Origin of the sequence: Mycolicibacterium alvei (assembly GCF_010727325.1) — a bacterium.
Lineage (GTDB): Bacteria > Actinomycetota > Actinomycetes > Mycobacteriales > Mycobacteriaceae > Mycobacterium > Mycobacterium alvei.
The window spans coordinates 3,318,645-3,341,997 of sequence record NZ_AP022565.1; the positions used below are offsets into that span (position 1 = coordinate 3,318,645).

The 23,353-nt window shown below is 66.0% G+C and carries 22 protein-coding genes; 11 read left to right on the forward strand and 11 right to left on the reverse strand.

Annotated elements, in window-relative coordinates; translation table 11 throughout:
* Positions 1-83: 83 nt before the first annotated feature.
* The 4 genes from G6N44_RS15955 (at position 84) to G6N44_RS15970 (ending at position 4,293) form a co-directional block, all read left to right on the forward strand.
* A complete protein-coding gene (locus G6N44_RS15955) occupies positions 84-1,490 on the forward strand; it encodes a nitrate/nitrite transporter (RefSeq protein ID WP_170309453.1) in 1,407 nt (468 codons plus the stop codon).
* Between the two features lie 34 nt (positions 1,491-1,524).
* On the forward strand, positions 1,525-2,676 hold the full coding sequence (locus tag G6N44_RS15960) for a uroporphyrinogen-III synthase (RefSeq protein WP_163665567.1): 1,152 nt from the start codon (positions 1,525-1,527) through the stop codon (positions 2,674-2,676).
* The gene (locus G6N44_RS15965) at positions 2,673-3,368 is read left to right on the forward strand and encodes a sirohydrochlorin chelatase (protein WP_163665569.1); all 696 of its coding nucleotides are present in this window, start codon (positions 2,673-2,675) and stop codon (positions 3,366-3,368) included. The genes G6N44_RS15960 and G6N44_RS15965 overlap by 4 nt, the downstream gene beginning before the upstream one ends.
* Before the next feature lie 673 nt (positions 3,369-4,041).
* Positions 4,042-4,293, forward strand: coding sequence for a transcriptional repressor (locus G6N44_RS15970; protein WP_163665571.1), 252 nt, complete (start codon positions 4,042-4,044; stop codon positions 4,291-4,293).
* Here G6N44_RS15970 and nirD read toward each other — a convergent pair.
* From nirD to G6N44_RS15985, 3 genes are all read right to left on the reverse strand, one after another.
* On the reverse strand, positions 4,278-4,649 hold the full coding sequence (nirD, locus tag G6N44_RS15975; RefSeq protein ID WP_163665573.1) for a nitrite reductase small subunit NirD: 372 nt from the start codon (positions 4,647-4,649) through the stop codon (positions 4,278-4,280). The genes G6N44_RS15970 and nirD overlap by 16 nt on opposite strands.
* A complete protein-coding gene (nirB, locus tag G6N44_RS15980; protein WP_235682749.1) occupies positions 4,646-7,246 on the reverse strand; it encodes a nitrite reductase large subunit NirB in 2,601 nt (866 codons plus the stop codon). The genes nirD and nirB overlap by 4 nt, the downstream gene beginning before the upstream one ends.
* A 113-nt stretch (positions 7,247-7,359) precedes the next feature.
* Complete coding sequence (locus tag G6N44_RS15985) at positions 7,360-8,772, reverse strand: aminotransferase-like domain-containing protein (protein ID WP_163665575.1); 1,413 nt, start codon at positions 8,770-8,772, stop codon at positions 7,360-7,362.
* Between G6N44_RS15985 and G6N44_RS15990 the strand changes: the two genes are divergently transcribed.
* The gene (locus G6N44_RS15990) at positions 8,771-9,679 is read left to right on the forward strand and encodes a DMT family transporter (protein ID WP_163665578.1); all 909 of its coding nucleotides are present in this window, start codon (positions 8,771-8,773) and stop codon (positions 9,677-9,679) included. The two genes, G6N44_RS15985 and G6N44_RS15990, sit on opposite strands and share 2 nt — an antisense overlap.
* Positions 9,680-9,709: 30 nt before the next feature.
* Here G6N44_RS15990 and G6N44_RS15995 read toward each other — a convergent pair whose 3' ends face one another.
* Positions 9,710-10,198 carry a hypothetical protein gene (locus G6N44_RS15995; RefSeq protein ID WP_163665580.1) on the reverse strand — a complete coding sequence of 163 codons (489 nt, stop codon included), beginning with the start codon at positions 10,196-10,198 and terminating at the stop codon, positions 9,710-9,712.
* A gap of 110 nt (positions 10,199-10,308) precedes the next feature.
* Positions 10,309-11,067: an isocitrate lyase/PEP mutase family protein gene (locus G6N44_RS16000; RefSeq protein WP_163665582.1), complete on the reverse strand. Its 759-nt coding sequence runs from the start codon at positions 11,065-11,067 to the stop codon at positions 10,309-10,311.
* A gap of 200 nt (positions 11,068-11,267) precedes the next feature.
* Here G6N44_RS16000 and G6N44_RS16005 point away from each other — a divergent pair, with 200 nt between their 5' ends.
* From G6N44_RS16005 to G6N44_RS16020, 4 genes are all read left to right on the forward strand, one after another.
* On the forward strand, positions 11,268-11,564 hold the full coding sequence (locus tag G6N44_RS16005; protein WP_163665584.1) for an Rv0250c family protein: 297 nt from the start codon (positions 11,268-11,270) through the stop codon (positions 11,562-11,564).
* A gap of 52 nt (positions 11,565-11,616) precedes the next feature.
* Positions 11,617-12,438 carry a succinate dehydrogenase subunit SdhC gene (locus tag G6N44_RS16010; RefSeq protein ID WP_163665586.1) on the forward strand — a complete coding sequence of 274 codons (822 nt, stop codon included), beginning with the start codon at positions 11,617-11,619 and terminating at the stop codon, positions 12,436-12,438.
* A gap of 63 nt (positions 12,439-12,501) precedes the next feature.
* Positions 12,502-14,409: a fumarate reductase/succinate dehydrogenase flavoprotein subunit gene (locus tag G6N44_RS16015; RefSeq protein ID WP_163665587.1), complete on the forward strand. Its 1,908-nt coding sequence runs from the start codon at positions 12,502-12,504 to the stop codon at positions 14,407-14,409.
* A gap of 2 nt (positions 14,410-14,411) precedes the next feature.
* Entirely contained in the window at positions 14,412-15,161 is a 750-nt protein-coding gene (locus G6N44_RS16020) for a succinate dehydrogenase/fumarate reductase iron-sulfur subunit (RefSeq protein WP_163665589.1), read from the forward strand.
* Between the two features lie 38 nt (positions 15,162-15,199).
* Here the strand turns inward: G6N44_RS16020 and G6N44_RS16025 are convergent, their stop codons facing one another.
* The 3 genes from G6N44_RS16025 to G6N44_RS16035 are packed head-to-tail and all read right to left on the reverse strand — an operon-like array spanning position 15,200 to position 18,748.
* Positions 15,200-15,559 carry a DUF488 domain-containing protein gene (locus G6N44_RS16025; protein WP_163665592.1) on the reverse strand — a complete coding sequence of 120 codons (360 nt, stop codon included), beginning with the start codon at positions 15,557-15,559 and terminating at the stop codon, positions 15,200-15,202.
* Between the two features lie 13 nt (positions 15,560-15,572).
* The gene (locus G6N44_RS16030) at positions 15,573-15,899 is read right to left on the reverse strand and encodes a carboxymuconolactone decarboxylase family protein (RefSeq protein WP_163665594.1); all 327 of its coding nucleotides are present in this window, start codon (positions 15,897-15,899) and stop codon (positions 15,573-15,575) included.
* Between the two features lie 29 nt (positions 15,900-15,928).
* The gene (locus tag G6N44_RS16035) at positions 15,929-18,748 is read right to left on the reverse strand and encodes an aconitate hydratase (RefSeq protein ID WP_163665596.1); all 2,820 of its coding nucleotides are present in this window, start codon (positions 18,746-18,748) and stop codon (positions 15,929-15,931) included.
* A 146-nt stretch (positions 18,749-18,894) separates the two neighbouring features.
* Between G6N44_RS16035 and G6N44_RS29080 the strand changes: the two genes are divergently transcribed.
* Entirely contained in the window at positions 18,895-19,056 is a 162-nt protein-coding gene (locus tag G6N44_RS29080) for a hypothetical protein (protein ID WP_170309402.1), read from the forward strand.
* Positions 19,057-19,076: 20 nt separating this feature from the next.
* On the opposite strand, the gene G6N44_RS16040 is transcribed toward G6N44_RS29080, so the two are convergent.
* A complete protein-coding gene (locus G6N44_RS16040) occupies positions 19,077-19,562 on the reverse strand; it encodes a flavin reductase family protein (protein ID WP_163665598.1) in 486 nt (161 codons plus the stop codon).
* 111 nt (positions 19,563-19,673) lie between these two features.
* Between G6N44_RS16040 and G6N44_RS16045 the strand changes: the two genes are divergently transcribed.
* Positions 19,674-20,336, forward strand: coding sequence for a GAP family protein (locus G6N44_RS16045; RefSeq protein ID WP_163665600.1), 663 nt, complete (start codon positions 19,674-19,676; stop codon positions 20,334-20,336).
* A gap of 11 nt (positions 20,337-20,347) precedes the next feature.
* Here G6N44_RS16045 and G6N44_RS16050 read toward each other — a convergent pair whose 3' ends face one another.
* Together G6N44_RS16050 and pe are read right to left on the reverse strand one after the other, a co-directional pair.
* Complete coding sequence (locus G6N44_RS16050) at positions 20,348-22,102, reverse strand: AMP-binding protein (protein WP_163665602.1); 1,755 nt, start codon at positions 22,100-22,102, stop codon at positions 20,348-20,350.
* A 48-nt stretch (positions 22,103-22,150) separates the two neighbouring features.
* Positions 22,151-23,287: an acyltransferase PE gene (pe, locus tag G6N44_RS16055; protein WP_163665605.1), complete on the reverse strand. Its 1,137-nt coding sequence runs from the start codon at positions 23,285-23,287 to the stop codon at positions 22,151-22,153.
* Positions 23,288-23,353: the final 66 nt, after the last annotated feature.

A 23,353-nucleotide genomic window follows, 5' to 3' on the forward strand; every position in this document is an offset into this window, starting at 1 on the left:
CAGGTGAGCGGAATTTCACGGCCGGGTCACCGCACGGCGCATCCGGGCAATAAACGTTTCCTAGCGTGTGCGCCATGCCCACTCTGCGGAAGTCGAAGCGCGTCACCAACTGGGATCCCGAAGACACGTTGGCCTGGGAATCTGGAAACAAGTACATCGCACGCCGGAATCTGATCTGGTCGGTGTTCGCCGAGCACGTCGGCTTCTCCATCTGGTCGATCTGGTCGGTCATGGTCCTGTTCATGCCCGAGGCCGTGTACGGCTTCACCGCTGGGGACAAGTTCCTGTTGGGAGCCACCGCCACCCTGGTAGGCGGATGCCTACGTATCCCCTACACGCTGGCCACCGCCACGTTCGGTGGCCGCAACTGGACCGCGTTCTCCGCGTTCGTCCTGCTGATCCCCACGGTGGGAACCATGGTGCTGCTGGCCAACCCCGGCTTGCCGCTGTGGCCCTACCTGCTCTGCGCGGCCCTGGCCGGCTTCGGCGGCGGCAACTTCGCGTCCTCTATGACCAACATCAACGCCTTCTACCCGCAACGACTCAAGGGCTGGGCACTGGGCCTGAACGCCGGCGGCGGCAACATCGGTGTACCGATGATCCAGTTGGTCGGTCTGCTGGTGATCGCCACCGCGGGCAACCGGGCACCGTACTGGGTATGCGCCGTCTACCTGGTGGCGCTGGCCGTGGCCGGCATCGGTGCGGCGCTCTATATGGACAACCTCGAGCAGCACAAGATCGACCTCGGTGCGATGAAAGCCATTCTGGCAGAGCGTGATACCTGGGTGATCTCGCTGCTCTACATCGGCACCTTCGGATCATTCATCGGTTTCGCGTTCGCCTTCGGCCAGGTCTTGCAGATCAACTTCACCGCCGGTGGCCAGACTCCGGCGCAGGCATCCCTGCATGCCGCGCAGATCGCCTTCATCGGCCCGCTGCTCGGCTCACTGTCCCGGGTGTACGGCGGCAAGTTGGCCGACCGCGTCGGCGGTGGCCGGGTGACCCTGGCAGTGTTCGGCGGCATGATCCTGGCGGCCGGAATGCTGGTCGCGATCAGCATGTTCGACGATCACACCGCCGGTGCGGCAAACAGCCTGACGATGATCGGCTACGTCATCGGCTTCGTGGCCCTGTTCCTGCTCAGCGGACTGGGCAACGGCTCGGTCTACAAGATGATCCCGTCGATCTTCGAGGCCCGCAGCTACTCCCTGCCGGTCAGCGAGGATGAGCGGCAGCGGTGGTCTCAGTCGATGTCGGGTGCGCTGATCGGATTCGCCGGAGCGATCGGCGCCCTGGGCGGTGTGGGTATCAACCTGGCGCTTCGCCAGTCCTATCTCTCCAGTGGATCGGCGACAACAGCGTTCTGGATCTTCCTGGCCTTCTACGTCTTGGCTTCGGCGTGCACCTGGTTCCGTTACGTCCGCCGGCCTGCTGCGACGGGCGTCACAACGGCCCCGGAAGACCGACATGCCTCGGCAATGGCCGGGTAATCACTTGGAAACACGGAGTGCATTCACTGGTCCCATGACCGAGCCCGACTGGGCACCGCTCACGGGTTTTCGTGTGGCGGTGACCTCCGCCCGACGTGCCGACGAGCTGGGCGCGCTGCTGACGAGGCGTGGCGCGACGGTGACCAGTGCGGCCGCCATCACGATGGTTCCGCTGCCCGACGACGACGAGTTGCGCGCCCATACCGCGTCGCTGATCGACGCGCCGCCGGACGTCGTGGTGGCGACCACCGGGATCGGCTTCCGCGGCTGGTTCGCTGCGGCAGACGGGTGGGGCTTGGCCACCGAACTCACCGACGCGCTGGGTAAGGCCCGCATCGTCTCCCGCGGCCCGAAAGCCACCGGGGCGTTGCGGGCCGCAGGCCTGCCCGAGGAGTGGTCACCGGAATCGGAATCCTCCCGGGAGGTGTTGCGCTACCTCATCGAGCAGGGTGTGGCGGGGCAACGGATCGCCGTGCAGCTGCACGGGGCCACCGACGAATGGGACCCGTTCCCCGAGTTCCTCGACGAGCTCCGGAATGCGGGTGCCGAAGTGGTGCCGATCCGGGTCTATCGCTGGCATCCCGCGCCGCGGGACGGCGAATTCGACCAGATGGTCACCGGGATCGCCGAACGGCGTTTCGACGCGGTGAGTTTCACCTCCGCCATGGCGGTGGCTTCGGTCCTGATGCGGGCCACCGAGATGGATATCGCCGACCGGGTGCTGTCAGCGTTGCGTACCGACGTCCACGCCATGTGCGTCGGACCGGTCACCGCACGGCCGCTGGTCCGGCTCGGGGTCCCGACCTCAGCACCGGAACGAATGCGGTTGGGCGCCTTGGCCCGTCACATCACCGATGAGCTGCCACTGCTGCAGGCACGGACCGTCCGGGTCGCCGGGCACACGCTCGAGATCCGGGGCACCTGCGTTCTGGTCGACGGCATCGTCAAGTCACTGTCCCCGGCCTCGATGGCGACCATCCGGGCCCTGGCACACCGACCCGGCGCGGTGGTGTCGCGATTCGATCTGCTCAGCGCGCTACCGGGCACCGGCACCGACACCCACGCCGTGGAGACAGCGGTACTGAGGCTTCGTACTGCCTTGGGAGACAAAAACATCGTGTCGACGGTCGTCAAGCGGGGTTACCGGCTGACCGTCGACGACACCGAGATGGTCCGCGCACAATGAGCCTGGTCCTGGTAGCCCACGGAACCCGCAAGGCGGGCGGTGTGGCGACGATCGGCGATCTCGCCGCGCGGGTGGCCGACCTGCTGGGTCGGCCGGTGCACGTCTCGTTCGTCGACGTCGTGGGGCCGACGCCCAGCGAGGTTCTGGCGTCCCTGCCGACAAACTGCCCGGCGGTGGTGGTGCCCGCCTTCCTGGCCGCCGGGTATCACGTCCGGGTCGACGTGCCCGCCGAGGTGGCGGCCAGTGAGCACCCCGCCGTCACCGTCACCAAACCGCTCGGCCCCTGCCCGGGAACGGTCCGGGTTCTCGCCGATCGTCTGATCGAATCAGGTTGGCGGCCAGGCGATTCAGTCATCCTCGCGGCAGCCGGCACCTCGGACAGAAATGCCCAATCGGACCTCCGGCGCGCCGCCGCGCTGCTGTCAGCGATGACCGGCGATCGCGTGGAACTGGCCTTTGCCGCGACCGGTGCGCCCAGCGTTGCCGAAGCTGTCGCCGCGCAGCGCAGCCGCGGCCATCGCCGCATAGCTGTGGCTTCCTACCTGCTCGCCGACGGGCTGTTCCAGGACCGGCTGCGTGAATCCGGCGCCGACCTCGTGAGCGAGCCACTGGGCACCCACCCCGGCATGGTCCGGTTGATTGCGAACCGCTTCCGCCGCGCCGGGGTGCTGAGCCTGCCGGCCGCGGCGTAGCCGGATCGACCGCACCACGAGCGGCCCGACCCAACCCGCCAACATGAGCGCTCCGCCCGTACCGGCGACCGAGAAGGTCGCCGATCGTCGCGTATCGACCAACGCAGAACATTGCTCGACGTAATCGCTGGCCATGCATCCCGGGCCGGCGAGCGTGTGTTGATCCAGGTTCAGCCGGTCCTGCTGGGCGGCAACGCGGTAATCCGGGGCCACTCCGTTACCGCACGGAATGGGTTCACCGGCACGATCCACGGCAGTCAAATCCAGGGGCACCAACGTTGCCCCAAGTGCGCCCAGCATCGCTGCCGCCCCCACCAGACTCAAGACCCAACGCCCGAACATCCCTTGTCAGCCCTCCGATGACGCTTCCCTCCGCGGGAGTCTAAACACATCCCAGCGAACAATTCTAGTTAGCCAGCGAGAGGTTCGTCATACGTTCGGCCAATTCCACCGACGCCGCAATTCTGGCAAATCCTCAACCTGAACCACACCTGTACAGCTAGTTGACGCGGGAACAAACTTTCCCATCGTTTGCCGGCGACTCGCCGTGTCAGATCCGGGTCGAAAACTCAGCTATCGTTGTCGCGAGCATCGGGCGATTCGGCGGGGGTTCAGGTAAAAGTGCAGGTGACAACGACGGTGGGCGCTGCCTGCCACGGCGGCGTATTCGGCCGTGCGGCCCGGTAACCGGGTCCCGGCCGAACGTCTGCGTGAACACCTGCTGAACGCTCTGGAGCGCACATCCCGGCCGATGACGACCGCACAGCTACGCGACGACATGCATGAGCATTTCCGTGCACCGATCGTCATCGAGTCGGTGTACCGCAACCTGACGGTGCTCGAACGACGCGGCGCCGTGGAACGCCGCAGGCTCCAGGGGCGTGACGCCCACTGGAGCCGGGCGGCCGATCAAGCCGCGAGCTGAACGAACCCGCCGGGCGTGACCCTGGTCCGGTACACCGGTATCGCCACGGCGGTGTCGTCAAGGCAATGACCGTCATCGAGTGCGAAGGCCTGCTTCTTGATCGGCGACTGCACCGTCGCACGCCCACCACGATCACCCACGATCCCCCGGGACAGCACCGCCGCACCGGAGAACGGGTCGACATTGCCCACCGCGTGCAACGAGCCGTCATCGAGACGGAACAGCGCCGCCTGCGAACCGTCGGGCAGCAGCACCGCGACGCCCCGGCAGGGCATCAGAAAGTCATAGCGACAGGCTGTCGTCCATCCCGAGAACGGGGGGTTGTACACGTCCGTGCCGTCGTCTAGCAGTGTCATTTCGCCTCCTGGATGATCGCCGGCATACCCAGTTCTGTTGCGCTCCTCGCGGGCGCGAAGTCCGTAGCGCCCGGCACCTTCCGGCCGGCCCGCTCGGTGAACGTGATCGTCGGATCGTCCACGTCAGGCGCATTGACGAACGAGACGAAGCGCGACAGCTTCTCCGGGTCCTCCAGCACGCCCTTCCACTCGCAGGCGTAGCCGGCGACGTGGCGCTCCATGGCCGACTCGAACTCGGCCGCCAGGCCGAGAGAGTCGTCGCACACCACCTCGCGGAGGTGGTCGAGCCCGCCATCAAGAGCTTCCAACCAGGGGGCCGTCCTTTGCAGGCGGTCAGCGGTTCGGATGTAAAACATCAGGAAGCGGTCGATGTAGCGGATCAGCGTCTCGTCATCGAGATCACCGGCGAGCAACTGGGCGTGGCGTGGCGACATGCCGCCGTTGCCGCACACGTAGAGATTCCAGCCCTGTTCGGTGGCGATGATGCCGACATCCTTGCTCTGCGCCTCCGCGCATTCGCGTGCGCACCCCGAGACGGCCATCTTGATCTTGTGCGGAGCGCGCAGGCCCCGGTAACGCTTCTCGATCTCGACGGCCATGTTCACCGAATCCTGTTGCCCGTAACGGCACCAGGTGCTGCCCACACAACTCTTCACGGTGCGCAGCGATTTGCCGTACGCCTGCCCGGATTCCATGCCGCCCTCGACCAGTCGCCGCCAGATCTCGGGCAGCTGGTCGACGCGCGCACCGAACATGTCGATGCGCTGTCCGCCGGTGATCTTGGTGTAGAGATCGAAATCCCTTGCGATCTCACCGATCAGGATCAGCTGCTCAGGGGTGATCTCACCGCCGGGCGACCGCGGCACCACCGAGTAGCTGCCGTTCTTCTGGATGTTGGCCAGGAAATGGTCGTTGGAGTCCTGCAGCGAGGCCTGTTCACCGGACAGCACGTGGTCGGAGCTGGTGGACGCCAGGATCGATGCGACGGTGGGTTTGCAGATGTCGCAACCCTTTCCGGTACCGAACTGCTCGATCAGACCGGAGAAGGTCCGGATCTCGGTGGCACTGACGATCTCGAAGAGTTCGGCCCGCGACTGGCTGAAGTGCTCGCACAACGACCTGGACTGCTCGACGCCCTCAGCCTCCAGCAGTTGCTTGAGCAGCGGCACGCAAGAGCCGCACGAGGTTCCGGCCAACGTGCACTTCTTCAGGCTGGGCACATCGTCGCAGCCACCGCAGATGGCTTCCTTGAGGTCGCCTTTGGTCACGTTGTTGCAGGAGCAGATCTGCGCGATGTCGGGCAGGGCACCCACACCGAGAGCAGAGGCCCCAGCCGCACCTTCAGCGGCCGGTGCGATCAACGACAGCGGATCGCCGGGCAGCTCGCTGGCGACCATCGGACGCAGCACCCCGTAGGCCGACGCGTCACCGACCAGGATGCCGCCGAGCAGCGTCTTGGCGTCATCGGAGAGGACCAGCTTGGCGTAGGTGTTCTTTACCGGATCATTGACCACGACGTCCAGGCAGTTGGGCGTCCGCCCCTGGGCATCACCGAAGCTGGCCACGTCCACGCCGAGCAGCTTGAGCTTGGTGGACATATCGGGCTCGGGGAACTCGGCGGCACCGCCGAGCAGGCGGTCGGCGACCACCTCGGCACTGGTGTAGCCGGGGCCCACCAAGCCGTAACACCGGCCCTCGATCGCGGCCACCTCGCCGATCGCATAGATGCTGGGATCGCTGGTGACACACGACAAGTCAGTGATCACACCGCCGCGCTGCGCGATGTCGAGTCCCGCTTGACGAGCCAGCTCGTCGCGCGGACGCACCCCGGCCGCGAACACGACCACGCTGGCAACGACGCTGCTGCCGTCGTTGAGCGACACCCGCACCGAGTCGTCGTTCTGGGATTTCTTCAGCGGCTTGTGCCGCTGCACCGGTTGGATGCTCTCGGTGCTGACTCCGGTGTGCACCTTGATGCCCAGGCCCCGGATCATCCGGTTCAACAATGCACCGCCGGCCGGGTCCATCTGAGCCGCCATCAGATGCGGCGACATCTCCAACACGTGGGTCTCCAACCCGAACGCGCGCAAGGCATTCGCGGCTTCCAGCCCGAGCAGACCGCCACCGATCACCGCACCGACCGGTGTCTTCGAGTCAAGCGCGGCCAGAGCTCCGGCCCGGATGGCATCCAGATCGTCCAGCGTGCGATAGACGTGGCAGTGCGGCAGGTCGTGGCCGGGCACCGGCGGCACGAACGCGTACGAACCGGTGGCCAACACCAGTGCGTCGTAGTCGAAGGTCTCGCCGGTCGCGGTGCGCACCGTGCGGGCCTGCCGGTCGATCTCGGCGACAGCACAGCCCAACCGCAGGTCGACCCGGTCATCACCGGCATAGTCGTTACCGGGCAGGGCCAGCCGACCCCGGTCCCAGTGCTCGGTGTAACCGGTCAGACCGACCCGGTCATAGGCGGCCTCGACTTCCTCGGACAAGATGGTCACCCGCCAGGTGCCCTCGGCGTCACGGGACCGCAATGCCTCGACGAAGCGGTGTCCCACCATGCCGTGTCCGATGACCACGACGTTCTGTGTTGACGACATACGGCGAGGTTAGGAACCTGAAGTTGCCGAAATGTCGCCCTGTGTGAATCGCCCGTCACGGTGTGCTCACGGCCCGCGCGGCGCGCATGTGAGATTGCGGCGCGGTGCGCCGGTCAGCCCGACTGCTGCGCCAGCGCCCGGCCGATGACCCGGGCAGCCTCGTCGAAGCGCTGCGGATCGGGCCCGGAGTAGTTGAGTCGCAGGTACGGCCCCGACGGCTCGGCGGGAAACCATTCATTGCCCGCCGCGACCAGCACCGACTCCGCCTCACACTCACGCACCAGGCGCTGCAGGTCGATCGCATCGGGCAGTCGCAGCCACAGGTGCAGACCGCCGCGGGGCACCTGCTCCAACTGGGCGCCGGGTGCATGCTCGGCCAGCGCGGCGATCAGCAGGTCACGCCGGGCCCGCAACTGCTGACGCAGGTCGCGTAGGTGAGTTCGCCAGGCAGGCTGGGTCACCACATCGAGCGCAGCGGTCTGCAACAACCCACTGACATACATCGACTCCGCTCCGCGATCGGCAAGAATCCGGTCGCGCGCAGGACCTCTGGCCACCATCGCGGCGACCCGGATCGACGGCGACACACTCTTGGTCAGCGACCTCAGATAGATGACGTGGCCCGCGTCGTCCGATGCCGCCACCGGCCGGGACGCCGAGTCGATGCCGAAGTCATGCGCCCAGTCATCCTCGATCAGGAAGGCGCCGTGACTGCGCACCACCTCGAGCACCTGGCCGGCCAGTTCTGGATTCCATTGGGCACCAGTCGGATTGGCAAAATTCGGTTGGGCGTAGAACACCCGGGCCCCACTTTCGGCGAACGCGCGCGAAAGTTCTTGGGGCTCAGGCCCGCTCGGCCCGCTCGGCACCGGCACCAACCGCACACCGCACTGGGCCGCCGCCAGAATGGCCCCCCAGTAGCTGGGCGATTCGATCAACATCGGCTGCCCGAACCCGACCAGGGCCCGAAAGACGGAGCTCAGACCGCTCTGACTCCCCGGCAGCACGATCACCTCACGTGCCGTCGGCGCCGTCACGCCTGCGCCGAACGCCTCGGCCAGTTCCTGGGCGAACCAGGCCTGCAGGTCGGGACGGCCGGGTGCGGGCGCCGGGCTCAGCGCGGCGTCCCCCCGGGCAGCCCGCGCGACTGCGGTGCGGACCAGCCGCTGAGGAAGCAGTTCGCGGACGGGATAACCCGAGTGCAACGCGATCACATCAGGTGCGACACCGCGCAGCGGCGTCGACCACGCCGGGATCCGCGCCTGGGGGGACCGCAGCGCCGCGGTCTGCCAGCCATAGTCGGGTAGGCGCGCGCTGCGCACTGCCCGCACGAACGTCCCGACACCCGGACGGCTCTCCACCAGACCCAGGCTGCGCAGCGTGCGCATGGCCTTGGCCACCGTCACCGGGCTGGCTGCATATTCCGCCACCAGAGCGCGGTTGGACGGTAGCTGCGCACCCGGCGGCGCCGTGGCGATCCACTTTTGCAGGCCGGACACGATCCGCTCAGTGCTATCGTTATCCATGTTAATACAGAGTAGCGCTACTCAAAAGAGTTCGTCTGCGCTATCCCACTCAGGGTTGTGGTGGGGATTGCTGGGCGTGACGGCCTTCTCGTTCACCATCGTGTTCACCAAGATTGCCATCGGCGGACTGTCGCCGCTGTTCATCGGTGCCGGACGCGCTGTCGTCGCCGCGGCCATCGCGGGCGCCGCCCTGTCCCTGACCCGGCAGGCACTGCCCCGGGGCCAGCAGTGGGCACGGTTGGCCGTGGTGGCGGCCGGCGTCGTCGCGGGGTTCCCGCTACTGACTTCCTATGCGCTCACGGTCGTCCCGGCCAGCCACGGCGCCATCGTGGTCGCCCTGCTTCCGGCCGCCACCGCGGTCTGCGCGGTGCTGCGCGGACACGAGCGCCCGCCGGCCGCGTTCTGGGCATTGGCCGCCGCCGGGTCCGTGGCAGCCATGGTGTTCGCCATGGTGCACGGCGCCGGACTCGGCCACCTGAGTTGGCCGGACCTGCTGCTGTTCGGGGCGGTCCTCGCTGCGGCCGTCGGGTACGCCGAAGGCGGGTTACTGGCCAGGGAACTGGGCGCCTGGCAGACCGTGTCCTGGGCCCTGGTGATCGCGGCGCCGGTGATGCTGGGCCTGGCCGCACTGGCCGTCGTGCAGCAACCGCCGGATGCGACGCCGGCACAGTGGGCGGCGTTCGGCTACCTCGCGGCCGTCAGCATGTATCTGGGCTTCTTCGCCTGGTACCGCGGCCTGGCCATCGGGCCGATGACCCAGGTGAGCCAGGTGCAATTGGTCCAACCGGTACTCACCCTCGGCTGGGCCGCCCTGCTACTGCACGAACGGCTGACCTGGTCGACGGTGCTCGGAGGCGCCGCAGTCATCGGGTGCGCGGCGCTGGCTGTCCGCGTCCGCCTCCGGTGATGCGTCGAAATCCGTTGGTATTCAGTGGGGTCAGAGTGTCACCGGGTAGTCCGAGGTGTAGACGTCACCGCGAATGCGTCCCGGCGCCGGAGGACCCTCGACCACCACCCAGGCCTGCGTGGCATCCGAACTCAGCGGTCCGGCGACCGTGACGGTCGCCGTCCCGCCGGCGTCGGTGTGCAGCACCGCGCCCGCCACACCCGGATCTCCGACATCGCACGTCGCCACCGACGGCCGTGGCAGCTGGATCAGCCTGACCCGGTAGTCGGCGTCGGGCCTGGCCGATTGCAAGGACACCTCGGCGCCTACGTGAGAGCCGTCGGCGCCGATGCTGGCCCGGCCAGAGCCGGTACCCGAGCCCATACCACCGAGAAACAACGCCTTCGTGAAATCGCACCCCCGGATGGAATTCGACAAGGGCACCATCGTCGTCGCCCCGGCCGGTGCCGCGCCGATCCCGCCCAGCACCACCCCGCCAGCCGCTACCAGTGTCACCGCGCTTCTTGTGCGCCTGCTCATCGCCGCATCCCACCTACTCGACATGTCAGTGCGCCATTATTGGCACAGATCACCCGCCGAGAACCGGCAGTTCGCGTAAAACGCCGGACTGACGCGGCTGATCGGCGTGGTTACCGCCAGCGCCGCAGGATCTCCTTGGCCCGCACGCTCAGCGCAGCCTGCAGGAACGGCCCGAAGGTGATGCGTCCCACGCCCAGTTCGGCCAACGTGGCGAGGTCGGCGCTATCGGCCGGAACGGTCACGCTGACCGGCAACGGCACCTCGGAAACGAAGCGCGCCAAGCCTTCCGGATCACTCAGGCCGGCCGGGAACAGTGAATCGGCACCCGCCGCGGCCGCCTCGGTCAGCCGGGCGATCGCGCGGTCCACCCGATCCGCCACGTCTCCGTCCTTGCGCAAGAAGAGGTCGGTGCGCGCGTTGATCACCACATGCACGCCCGCGGCGTCGGCCGCCGCGCGCAGTTGTCTCACCAACTCGGCATGCTCGGCCGGGCTGCGCAGCCGCTTGCCCTCCTTGTGCACGGTGTCCTCGAGGTTGAATCCGACCGCGCCGACGTCGAGCAACCCCTCGATCAGCCGCTCCGGCCGCTCACCGTAGCCGGACTCGATATCGACCGAAACGGGCACGTCGACCGCGTCGATGATCTGGCGCACCCGGGTCAGCAGGTCGTCGAACGACATCACCTCGCCATCGGCCTTGCCGATGGAATCCGCCAGCGGGTGACTGCCCACCGTGAGCGCGGAGAACCCCTCGGCGACGGCCAGCCGGGCCGACCACGCGTCCCAGATCGTAGGCAACACGACGGGGTTGCCGGGCTGGTGCATCGCCAGCAGCGCAGCAGCCCGCTCCTGCAGCGTCGTCTCACTCATTAGGCCCTCCAGGTACTCCGATGATCCGTTCGCCGGTCGCGAAGCCAGCGAAAACCACAGTACGACCCAGCCCCGGAATTCATCCTCCGACGTGCAGAGACCAACCGGCTCGACGTGATGTGCATCACGTCCCGATCGTGATGTGGCTAGCATTGGGTGTCGTACTGTGAGCCCTGACACCTTCAGCCCGAGGAGGTCACTTGTCCACCACTACCGAGTTCTCTGAACTGCACACCCTGATCGGCGACATGCGTCGCTGCGTCACCTCGTTGGCGTCGAAGTACGGGGATTCCCCCGCCATGCGCCGCGTGGTCAACGACGCCGAACGGATCCTCAACGACATCCAACGGTTGGACATCGACGCCGAAGAGTTGGAGATGCGTCACGGCGTCACACGCCAAGAACAGACCCGCGAGAAGATCGGCATCCCCGACACCCAATACGCGAGCGAGTTCTGGCAGGACGTCGCCGACGAGGGCCTCGGCGGATATCGCTGAGCCCACGGGCGTCTGACGCCCGAGAAAACAACTGAACCTCAGAAAGGGAACCGTGAGCGCACCCACCGCTGACCGTCGTGCGACGGGGGTCTTCTCGTCCACACGAGCGCAGATCCCCCAACGCACCCTACGGACCGACCGGTGGTGGCAGGCACCGCTACTCACCAATCTGGGGCTCGCGGCGTTCGTCATCTATGCGACGATCCGGGCGTTCTGGGGCAGCGCGTACTGGGTAGAGGACTACCACTACCTGACGCCCTTCTACTCGCCGTGCGTCAGCACGGCGTGTGCGCCCGGATCCAGCCACCTCGGCCAGTGGGTGGGCGAGCTGCCCTGGTTCATCCCCATGGCGTTCATCTCACTGCCGTTCCTGTTGGCGTTCCGGCTGACGTGCTACTACTACCGCAAGGCGTACTACCGGTCGGTGTGGCAGTCACCGACCGCCTGCGCGGTGGCCGAGCCACACGCGAAATACACCGGGGAGACCCGCCTTCCACTGATCATGCAGAACATGCACCGGTACTTCTTCTACGTCGCGGTGCTCATCTCACTGCTCAACACCTACGACGCGATCGTCGCGTTCCATTCGCCCTCCGGCTTCGGATTCGGGCTGGGCAACATCGTCCTGGTCGGCAACGTCATCCTGTTGTGGATCTACACGGTGTCCTGCCACTCGTGCCGGCACGTCACCGGCGGCCGCCTCAAGCATTTCTCCAAACACCCTGTCCGGTACTGGATATGGACACAGGTGAGCAAGCTCAACACCCGCCACATGCAGTTCGCCTGGATCACGCTGGGCACCCTGATGCTCACCGACTTCTACATCATGTTGGTGGCCAGCGGCACCATCTCCGATCTCAGGTTCATCGGCTAGCCGGCCGGCTGAATTCACAGGCCGACAAGCACATACACGTGAAAGGGCGAGTGGGGTATTTCCATGGGTGAACTAGAACGGCACACTTACGACGTAGTCGTGATCGGTGCCGGCGGGGCCGGACTACGCGCCGTGATCGAGGCACGCGAACGCGGCCTGCGGGTGGCGGTGGTGACCAAGTCGTTGTTCGGCAAGGCCCACACCGTGATGGCCGAGGGCGGTTGCGCCGCGGCGATGCGCAACGTCAACACCAAGGACTCCTGGCAGGTGCACTTCGGTGACACCATGCGCGGCGGCAAGTTCCTCAACAACTGGCGGATGGCCGAACTGCACGCGCAGGAAGCCCCCGACCGGGTGTGGGAGCTGGAGACCTACGGCGCGCTGTTCGACCGGACCAAGGACGGCCGGATCAGCCAGCGCAACTTCGGCGGACACACCTACCCGCGACTGGCCCACGTCGGTGACCGCACCGGCCTGGAGATCATCCGCACGCTGCAGCAGAAGATCGTGTCGCTCCAGCAGGAAGACAAGAAGGAACTCGGTGACTACGAGGCCCGGATCAAGGTCTTCCACGAGTGCTCGATCACCGACCTGATCAAAGATGGCGACCGTATTGCCGGCGCGTTCGGCTACTACCGCGAGACCGGCAACTTCGTGCTGTTCGAGGCCCCCGCGATCGTGCTGGCCACCGGCGGTATCGGCAAGTCGTTCAAGGTGTCGTCCAATTCCTGGGAGTACACCGGCGACGGCCACGCGCTGGCACTGCGCGCCGGATCCAGCTTGATCAACATGGAGTTCATCCAGTTCCACCCGACCGGAATGGTCTGGCCGCTGTCGGTCAAGGGCATCCTCGTGACCGAGGGTGTCCGCGGTGACGGCGGAGTGCTCAAGAACTCCGAGGGCAAGCGGTTCATGTTCGACTACATCCCCGCGGTGTTCAAAGGCCAGTACGCCGAGACCGAGGAAGAAGCCGACCAGTGGCTCAAGGACAACGACTCCGCGCGGCGCACGCCTGACCTGCTCCCCCGCGACGAGGTGGCCCGCGCCATCAACGCCGAGGTCAAGGCCGGCCGCGGCTCACCACACGGCGGGGTCTACCTCGACATCGCCTCGCGCATGACCACCGAAGAGATCAAGCGTCGGTTGCCGTCGATGTATCACCAGTTCATGGAGCTGGCCGAGGTCGACATCACCAAGGACGAGATGGAAGTCGGCCCCACCTGTCACTACGTGATGGGCGGCATCGAGGTCGATCCCGACACCGGTGGCGCGGACACTCCCGGATTGTTCGCGGCAGGCGAATGCTCGGGGGGCATGCACGGCTCGAACCGGCTGGGCGGCAACTCGCTGTCCGACCTGCTGGTGTTCGGCCGTCGGGCCGGTCTCGGCGCGGCCGACTACGTGCAGGCGCTGTCCGAGCGACCCACGGTATCGGAGGCCGCCCTGGTCGAGGCCACCGAACTGGCGTTGTCTCCGTTCGAATCTCACGCCAATCCGGAGAATCCGTACACGTTGCACGCCGAGCTGCAGCAGTGCATGAACGACCTGGTCGGCATCATCCGCAAGTCCGAAGAGATCGAGGAAGCACTGGCCAAGCTCGCCGAGCTGCGGACCCGCGTGCACAATGTCAGCGTCGAGGGCGGTCGCGTCTTCAACCCGGGCTGGCACCTGGCCATCGACATGCGCAACATGCTGCTGGTCAGCGAGTGCGTCGCCAAGGCCGCCCTGGCCCGGACCGAGAGCCGGGGCGGGCACACCCGCGACGACTACCCGGACATGGACGCGGACTGGCGCCACACCCTGCTGGTGTGCCGAACCGTCGGCGAGGATCAGGTGGTGCCGGACGTGACCGTGACGCCGGAGCAGCAGCTACCCATGCGGGAGGACCTGCTGGCCACGTTCGAGCTCTCCGAACTCGAAAAGTATTACACCGAGCAGGAATTGGCCGAGCACCCCGATCGGAAGGGCTGAGCATGAGTGCCTACAACGCGAAACTGCGGGTCTGGCGAGGCGACGATACCGGAGGCGGACTGCAGGACTACACCGTCGAGGTGAACGACGGCGAGGTGGTACTCGACATCATCCACCGACTGCAGGCCACCCAGGCCGGCGATCTGGCGGTGCGGTGGAACTGCAAAGCCGGCAAGTGCGGATCCTGCTCAGCAGAGATCAACGGCCGCCCTCGGCTGCTGTGCATGACCCGGATGTCGACCTTCGACCCGGACGAAACCGTCACCATCACGCCCATGCGGACATTCCCGGTGATGCGCGACCTGGTGACCGACGTGTCCTTCAACTATGAAAAAGCACGTCAGATCCCGTCATTCACGCCGCCCAAGGATCTGAAGCCCGGCGAGTACCGGATGCAGCAGGAGGACGTCGAGCGCAGCCAGGAATTCCGCAAGTGCATCGAGTGCTTCCTGTGCCAGAACGTCTGCCACGTGATGCGTGACCACGAGGAGAACAAACCGGCGTTCTCCGGCCCGCGGTTCTTCATCCGGTTGGCCGAGTTGGAGATGCATCCCCTCGACACCGAGGATCGCCGTGATCTGGCCCAGGACGAGGCCGGCCTGGGGCTGTGCAACATCACCAAGTGCTGCACCGAGGTATGTCCCGAGCACATCACCATCACCGACAACGCCATCATCCCGATGAAGGAGCGTGTCGCCGGGCATCGGTACGACCCGATTGTGTGGTTGGGCAACAAGCTGTTCAGGCGGTAGGCGCTGGCCCAGCGGGCACGGGCATTAGCCGGCTGCACTCAGCCCAATAGTTCGGCGAGCACGGTGGCCTCGCTGATGTGGACAGCCTTACTGGCGGTGAGCAGAGTCAGATTCTTCGGCTCCTTCGCCAGCACCCGAAGATGCGCAAACGCCTCGGCCCGTTCCGGTTCGGTCAACTCCTCGCGGTAGCGCCGCGCGAATTCATCGAACCGGTCCGGGTCGTGGTTGTACCACTTGCGCAACTCGGTCGAGGGCGCCACGGTTTTACACCACTCGTCGAGGTGAGCCTTCTCCTTGGTCATGCCACGCGGCCAGATCCGGTCTACCAGCACGCGATTGCCGTCATCGGCATCGGGATCGTCGTAGACGCGGCGCACCTGAACCTTTTTCTTGGTCATGCCCAATGCTCCTCTACTTTGCAAGCTCGCCCAGCGCAATCGTCGAGTGCGCGTATGCGCCGCCGGCGCGCATCTCGGCGGCCACCCAGACGGCTTCCATGATCTCCTCGTCACTGGCGCCCTTGCGGCGCGCAAGCCTGGCATGACCCTGGATGCAGTAGGGACACTGGGTGGTGTGGGCGACGGCAACCGCGATCAGCTGTTTGGTCTTCTCCGGCAGCGCTCCCTCGGCGAACACCGCACGGCTGAATGCCTCGAACGCCTCATGGGTGTGCGGGGCGAGTTCCTTTCGGCGAGCCGCGATCTCGGGAGTAGTGGGGTGGTAGATGGCATCAGTCATCGGAGCTCCTTCCGGTGTCGAAGTAGTGCTCAATTGAGCAGTTTGCGCAGCACGTATTGCATGATGCCGCCGTGGCGGTAGTAGTCCGCCTCGGCCGGGGTGTCGATCCGCAGCACCGCATCGAATTCCACGCCGCCGGCCCGCACGTGCACGGTGTCGGGGATCGAGTCGGCCAGCGCGTCCACGCCCACGATGTCGAAGGTCTCCTGGCCGGTCAGCCCCAGCGAGTCCGCGTTCTGCCCGTCGGGGAACTGCAGCGGCAGCACACCCATCCCGATCAGGTTGGAACGGTGGATGCGCTCATAGGACACCGCGATCACTGCCCGCACCCCGAGCAACAGCGTGCCCTTGGCGGCCCAGTCACGCGAGGAACCTGAGCCGTACTCCTTGCCGGTGAGGATCACCAACGGAGTGTGTGTCTTGGCGTAGTTCACCGATGCGTCGTAGATCGAGGTGATCGGCGCTTTCCCGTCTTGGGGGGCCGCGGTGAAGTCGACGGTCCACCCGCCCTCGGTATCCGGGGCCAATTGGTTGCGCAGCCGAATATTCGCGAAGGTACCCCGGATCATCACTTCGTGGTTGCCGCGCCGAGACCCGTAGGAGTTGAAGTCCTTGCGGGCAACCCCCTTGGCGGACAGGTACTTTCCGGCTGGCGAGTCGGGTCTGATGGAGCCGGCCGGGCTGATGTGGTCGGTGGTGACCGAGTCGCCCAGCTTGGCCAGCACCCGGGCGCCGGTGATGTCGGTGAGCGGTTCCGGCTCGCGGGTCATGCCGTCGAAGTACGGGGGTTGGCGCACGTACGTCGACTCGGAATCCCATTGGAAGGTATCGCCTTCGGGAACCGGGAGCGAGAGCCAACGCTCATCGCCGGCATACACGTCGGAATAGCTCTTGGCGAACATCTCCGCTTTCAGGTGTTTGTTCACCACGTCGTCGATCTCGGCATCGGTGGGCCAGATGTCGCGCAGATAGACCGGCTGACCGTCACTGCCGGTGCCCAACGGCTCGTTCAGCAGGTCGACGTGCAGGCTGCCGGCCAGCGCGTAGGCCACCACCAATGGAGGTGAGGCCAGAAAGTTCATCTTGGTCTCGGGGTGTATCCGGCCCTCGAAGTTGCGGTTGCCCGACAAGACCGCGCACACCGTCAGGTCGTTGTCGGTCACCGCCGTGCTTACCTCGGGGATCAACGGCCCGGAGTTGCCGATGCAGGTGGTACACCCGTATCCCACCAGGTTGAACCCCAACTTATCCAAATATGGTGTCAATCCCGACTTTTCGTAATAGTCGGTGACCACCCGGGAACCCGGGGCCAGCGATGTCTTGACCCACGGTTTGCGGCTCAGGCCCTTCTCCACCGCCTTCTTGGCCAGCAGCGCGGCCCCCACCATCACCGACGGGTTCGACGTATTCGTGCAGGACGTGATCGCCGCGATCACCACATGTCCGTTGTCCAGCTCGGTGGCAGTGCCGTCGGCGAGTTCGACCGACACCGGCGTAGAAGGCCAGTCGTGGATCTTGCCGCAGCCACACGGTATTCGTGGTTTACCCTCGGCTCGGCTTTGGCCGAAGGCGATCGGGTCGCTAGCCGGGAACGACCCCGCGGAGGCCTCGTCCAGCGGCGACAGCGCCTGCGCGGTGGTCTCGGCGCCCTTGAGCAGCGCGCTGACCGCGTGCGGTGCCGCTCGCAGCGGGATGCGGTCCTGCGGCCGCTTCGGGCCCGCGATCGACGGTTCCACACTGCCGAGGTCCAGTTCGAGGGTGCGCGAGAATTCCGGCTCGTGGCCGGGGTCGTGCCACAGGCCCTGCTCCTTGGCATAGGCCTCGACCAGCTTGATCCGGTGTTCACTGCGGCCGGTCAGCCGCAGATAGTCCAGGGTGATGGCGTCGATCGGGAAAATCGCGCAGGTGGCCCCGTATTCGGGGCTCATATTGCCGATGGTGGCCCGGTTGGCCAGGGGCACGTTGGCCACCCCGGGTCCGTAGAACTCGACGAACTTGCCCACCACACCGGTTTGCCGCAGCAGTTCGGCCACCGTCAGCACCAGGTCGGTGGCGGTGGTTCCCGGTTGCAGCTCGCCGGTCAGCTTCAGGCCGAGCACCTGTGGGATGAGCATGCTCATCGGTTGGCCGAGCATGGCCGCCTCGGCCTCGATGCCACCCACGCCCCAGCCCAGCACGCCCAGGCCGTTGACCATCGGAGTGTGCGAGTCGGTGCCCACCAGCGTGTCCGGGTAGGCCACGGGAAACTCAGCACCTTCTCCGCCCTCTCTGGTGAACACCACCCGGGACAGGTATTCCAGGTTGACCTGGTGGCAGATCCCGGTGTCGGGCGGGACCACGCTGAAATCGTCGAACGCCTGCTGTCCCCAGCGCAGCAACTGGTAGCGCTCGGCATTGCGCTCGAACTCCAGCTCGGCGTTGACCTTGAAGGCGTCGGCGCGCCCGAAGACGTCGGCAATCACCGAGTGGTCGATCACCAGCTCGGTCGGGCACAGCGGGTTGATCCGCAGGGTGTCCCCGCCCAGTTCGGCTATCGCGTCGCGCATCGCCACCAGATCGACCACACACGGCACCCCGGTGAAGTCCTGCATCAACACCCGCGCAGGTGTGTAGGCGATCTCCCGGCCGTACCCGGCAGCCGGGTCCCACGCGGCCAGTGCGCTGACCTGCTCGGCCGTCACCAACCGCCCGTCCTCATTGCGAACGAGGTTCTCCAGCAGCACCTTCAGGCTGTAGGGCAACCGCGCCGAGCCGTCGATACGGTCGAGCCGGTAGATCTGGTAGCTGGTGTCGTCGACTGCCAGCCGGTCACGGGCCGAGAAACTGTCCGACGATGTGTTCGAGGCCATGGAAACCCCTATCGGTGGAAGCTGGTGATACCTCCAACGTAGCCCTGACCGCGCAAAGCCTTCCGAGGAATGCCAAGCCGGGCCGGAAACGCGGCCGACCGCGTAGGCTCGTCGTAAGCAGCCAATCAACATCGAAAGGCGGCTCGATGAGCATGGGACATACCCAGAGCATCAACGATATTCGGACCGCAATCCGGGAGCTGTCCTTGCGCGCCGAATTGGCCCGCAAGGAGGGCCGAACGTCCGACGCCGGCGAGATCGAACAGCGCATCGCACGCTATCGCGAGGAACTGTCCGAACGCCCGTAACCGGCGGGGTTAGCCGTGGACTAGCCGCCCAAGCGGCGGAACGTGCTGCGGTGGAACACGATCGGCGCCACGTCGGCGTTGACCGTGATATCGCTGACCCGCAGCACCACGATGGTGTGATCGCCGGCCTCCACCAACTGCTCGATGGCGCTCTCCAGCCACACGCTGGTTCCGTGGATGAACACCGCGCCGGATTCGCGCGACTCGGTCTCCAGCCCGGCGAACCGGTCGCCGGTCTTGGCGGCCAGGGTGCGGGCCGCGTCGTCATGGGCTTCGCCCAGCACGCTGATCCCCAGCGACGGGAGATCCTTGAGCTTGGGCCAGGTGGTCGAAGAGTTCTGCACGCAGAACGACACCAGCGGCGGGTCCAGCGACACCGGCACGAAGGTGCTGGCAGCCAAGCCGACCAGAGCGCCCTCTACCTCGGCAGCAATCGCGATGACACCGGACGGGAAATGGCCGAACGCCTCACGCAATGAGGTCGGGCTCAGTTCTGTTGCACTCATAACACCTCCATCTTCACACAGCGCCCGCTCACCCCTCACCCGCCTGCTCCTACACCGCCGAGATGCGTGCCGAACACCGGTCGGACCCCGGGCGGTACGTTGGCTCCCATCATGTGGATTCCGCTTCTGGTGATGGCCGCCGCCGTCAGCCTGGAGCCCTTCCGCATCGGTATGACAATCGTGATGCTCAACCGGCCGCGACCACTGCTACAACTGTTGGCATTCCTCATCGGCGGTTTCGCGATGGGCACCGCGGTCGGCACGGTCGTGCTGTTCATCCTGCGGCCCGCCCTGGGTTCGGCCCATTTCACGCTTCCCCGAGTACAGCTCGCGGTCGGCGCACTGGCACTGGTGGCTGCGGCTGTCCTGGCAACGGGGAGGCCGGCGAGCATGCTGGGGCCCAGACCCGACCGGGAACCCGGACCGCTCATGGCCCGTATCCGGCAATTGCTGGGCGGCCACTCACTGTGGACGGCGAGCGTCGCGGGTCTGGGCATCGCACTACCGTCGGTCGACTATCTCGCCGCGCTCGCGCTCATCGTCGCCTCCGGCGCCGCGGCGGCCACCCAGGTGGGCGCCCTACTGCTGTTCAACGTGGTGGCGTTCGGACTCGTGGAAATTCCGCTGATCTCCTACCTGGTCGCCCCGGAACGCACCCGCGCCACCCTGGCGGGCTTGCACGACTGGCTGCAGACACAACGTCACCGCAAAGTCGCCGCGGTGGTGGCCACCGTCGGCTGCGTGCTCGTCGTCGTGGGGTTCGTCGGGTTGTAGTAGGTCAGCGCTCAGGCGTCCAACCGAGCGAATTCGTCCTGTCGATACTGTTCCGCGCAGGCCGCGCGGCGGATCTTGCCGCTGGTGGTCGTGGGGATCGACCCGGGAAGCACCAGGACGAGATCCCCGACGTTCAAACCGTGCTCATTCGATATCGCCGAGGTGACATCGCTCTTGATCGTGGTCAGCCAGTGCCCCGCCTCGACCGCGGACTCGCCTCGCTTCTTGAGCTCGATGACGGTGACCAGCTTCTCGGTACTGTTCACCGGAACCGAGATGGCCGCGACCCGGCCGCCGGTGATCTGCTGGACCGTGGCCTCGATGTCCTCGGGATAATGATTGCGCCCGCGGATGATCAGCAGATCCTTGATGCGCCCGACGACGAACAGCTCACCCTCTGAGACGAAGCCCAGATCACCGGTTTTCAACCACGGTCCGCCAGGCGTGCCGGCCGTCGGGTCGGCGAGCGTGGCACCGAAGCGCTGCTGCTCCTCCGGTGGCCTGCTCCAGTACCCGGCCGCGACATTGTCGCCGTGGACCCAGATCTCGCCGACCACGTCCTGCGGGCATTCCGTGTGCGTATCGGCGTCGACGATGCGCACGACCGGTGACTGCGGCAGCTTGTAGTTGACCAGCGCAGAGCCGGCTCCGGCCGCACACCGCCGGACCCGGCCCGCGGACAGTTCATCGACGTCGAAGTGAGCCGGCTCCGACGCCTCACTCCACGTGCCGGTGGACACGAACACGGTGGCCTCGGCCAGTCCGTATGACGGTCGCAGCATATGATCGCGAAAGTTGAAGTGGGCGAACCGATCTGTAAAACGTTCCAGGGTGGCCGGTTCGACGCGCTCGGCGCCGTTGACGATGCCCAGTACCCCGCCGAGGTCGAGCCCGGCGAGGTCCGCGTCTTTTGTCTTGCGGGCGGCCAGGTCGAAGGCGAAGTTGGGCGCCGCAGAAAAGGCGTTCGGATTCTCAGCGAGTGCTCGGACCCATCTGGCCGGCTTTTCCAAGAAAGCCAGCGGGCTCGTCAGGGCCGCGGAGAAGCCGCCTAGTATGGGCGCGCAGACACCCAGCACCAACCCCATGTCGTGGTAGAAGGGCAGCCACGAAACGATGGTCATACCGGTCGAGGTCTTGGCGTTCGCATCCGCGAACAAGCCGCGCATCAACTGCTCGAAATTCACCTGCAGGTTGCGATGCGAGATCATCACGCCAGTCGGCAGCCGGGTAGAACCCGAGCTGTACTGCAGATATGCCGTGGCGGGGAACTCCGTTGTGCCACCGTCGAACCCGTCGGCTCCGACCTCGACGTCCAGGTTCAACGAATCGACTGCAACGAGCTTCGGCGCAGTGTTCATCCGTGACTGATCCACGTAATCGCCGACATCCTCGGCCACCGCGGACGTTGTCAGAACAACCGAAGGCTTCGTATCCATGAAGACCGCACTCACGCGGTCATGACTCGAGCCGCGATGAGGCGTGGGGAGGGGTACCGCCACGAATCCGGCCTGCATGGAACCGAGGAACGCCACGATGTACTCGAGGCCCTGCGGAGCCAGGATCACCGCACGGTCACCGACCGAACCGTGAAGGCTGATCTCGCGTGCCGCGTTCATCGTCCGGCGTGACAACTGCGACCACGTCAGGGTCTCGTCTACGCCCTCCGGATCGGAGGTGTAATCGGTGAACGTGAAGGCCACGTCGTCGGGGCGCATGCTGGCACGTCCGTGCAGCATCGAGAGAATCGAGGACTGGGGAGTAGGCATCACGTCACGTCCGTAACTCGTCGAAATCCATCAGCTCAGAAGGCGCCGTCAGCCCGCGCCCTGCGGGTTCAGCACAGACAGCGCGGCGTTGGCCAGCTCCGACATCGGATCGGTGCCGCCGCCGAATGTCGCCTCGTTGGCCGGCGCCGTGACCTCTGCCGGATCGAAGCCGTGCACCGGGTCCACCGTGACCGGAGCGGTCGCCGGATCGTCGTTGCGCGAATAGCCCGCATCCACCATCGGCAGCAGCACACGATCCAGCTCGTTGAGCGTGTGCTGGTCGTATCCGAGGTACTTGAACGGCAACACCAGGGGCAGATGCTCCTCCGGAACCAGATACGTCGTCGTCGTCGCGCCCTTGGAGTTGACCGTCGTCCGGATGTTCTGCGGCGGAACATTACTCGGATTGGTGAAGGCAATCGCGGTGTGACCGGTGGCCAAACCGGCGATCGCGTTGATGACGCTCATCCAGTTGTCGGGCCGGTCCGGCCAGTCGGCGATGCTGTCGTAGGCCGAGACGAACTGGTCGGTGTGGTACTGGCTTTCCACGGGAGCCGGCATGCGGTAATCCATGAACGGTACGACGCTGCCGACGGGAAAGTTCTGGGTCAAGAAGCTCGCCCCGAACGGATGTCTGGCGATCGGGTCGCCGAACGTCGCGAATGTCAGTTGATCCGGCGGCGGGGCCGTCGGATCGTTGGCCAGTCGCGACTTCACGGCGTTGAGCACGAGCGCTCCCTCAGACAGCCCCATCGCGGTTCCCTTGCCGCCATTGCGGATGGCGGCATCGAGGTTACCTTCGCCCTCGTCGACAGACTCACCGATGCTGGGCCCGTCCAGACCGATACCGGGATAGATCTGCTCTCCGAAAGCACCGATGCCGGGGAAGAAACGTTCCAGGGTGTGACCCTGAACTTGACCTGCCGGGTAGTCGACCTTCATCCGCTTCATGCCGGGGAACCACTGCTCGCCCGTCATCCGGATGTACTCGTCATAGGGAATCCCGAGGACGTGGGCACCCCCCAGCGCGTACGCCGTTCCGGGGTCCGCCGGCACCGGAGGTGGCGTCGCGCCGCTCGAGGGTCCGCGAGGCTGTGTATCATCGGCGGCTGCCGACCCGACACCGAAACAGCCTGTGACACCGGCAGTTACCAGCACCGTCAGCCCTGCAAGGAGCTTCTTCATCTCTGCACCTGCCCGCTCTGCTTCGTTTCGAGTTTTCCATAGATCACGTGTGCGCGCTTCCCGCCG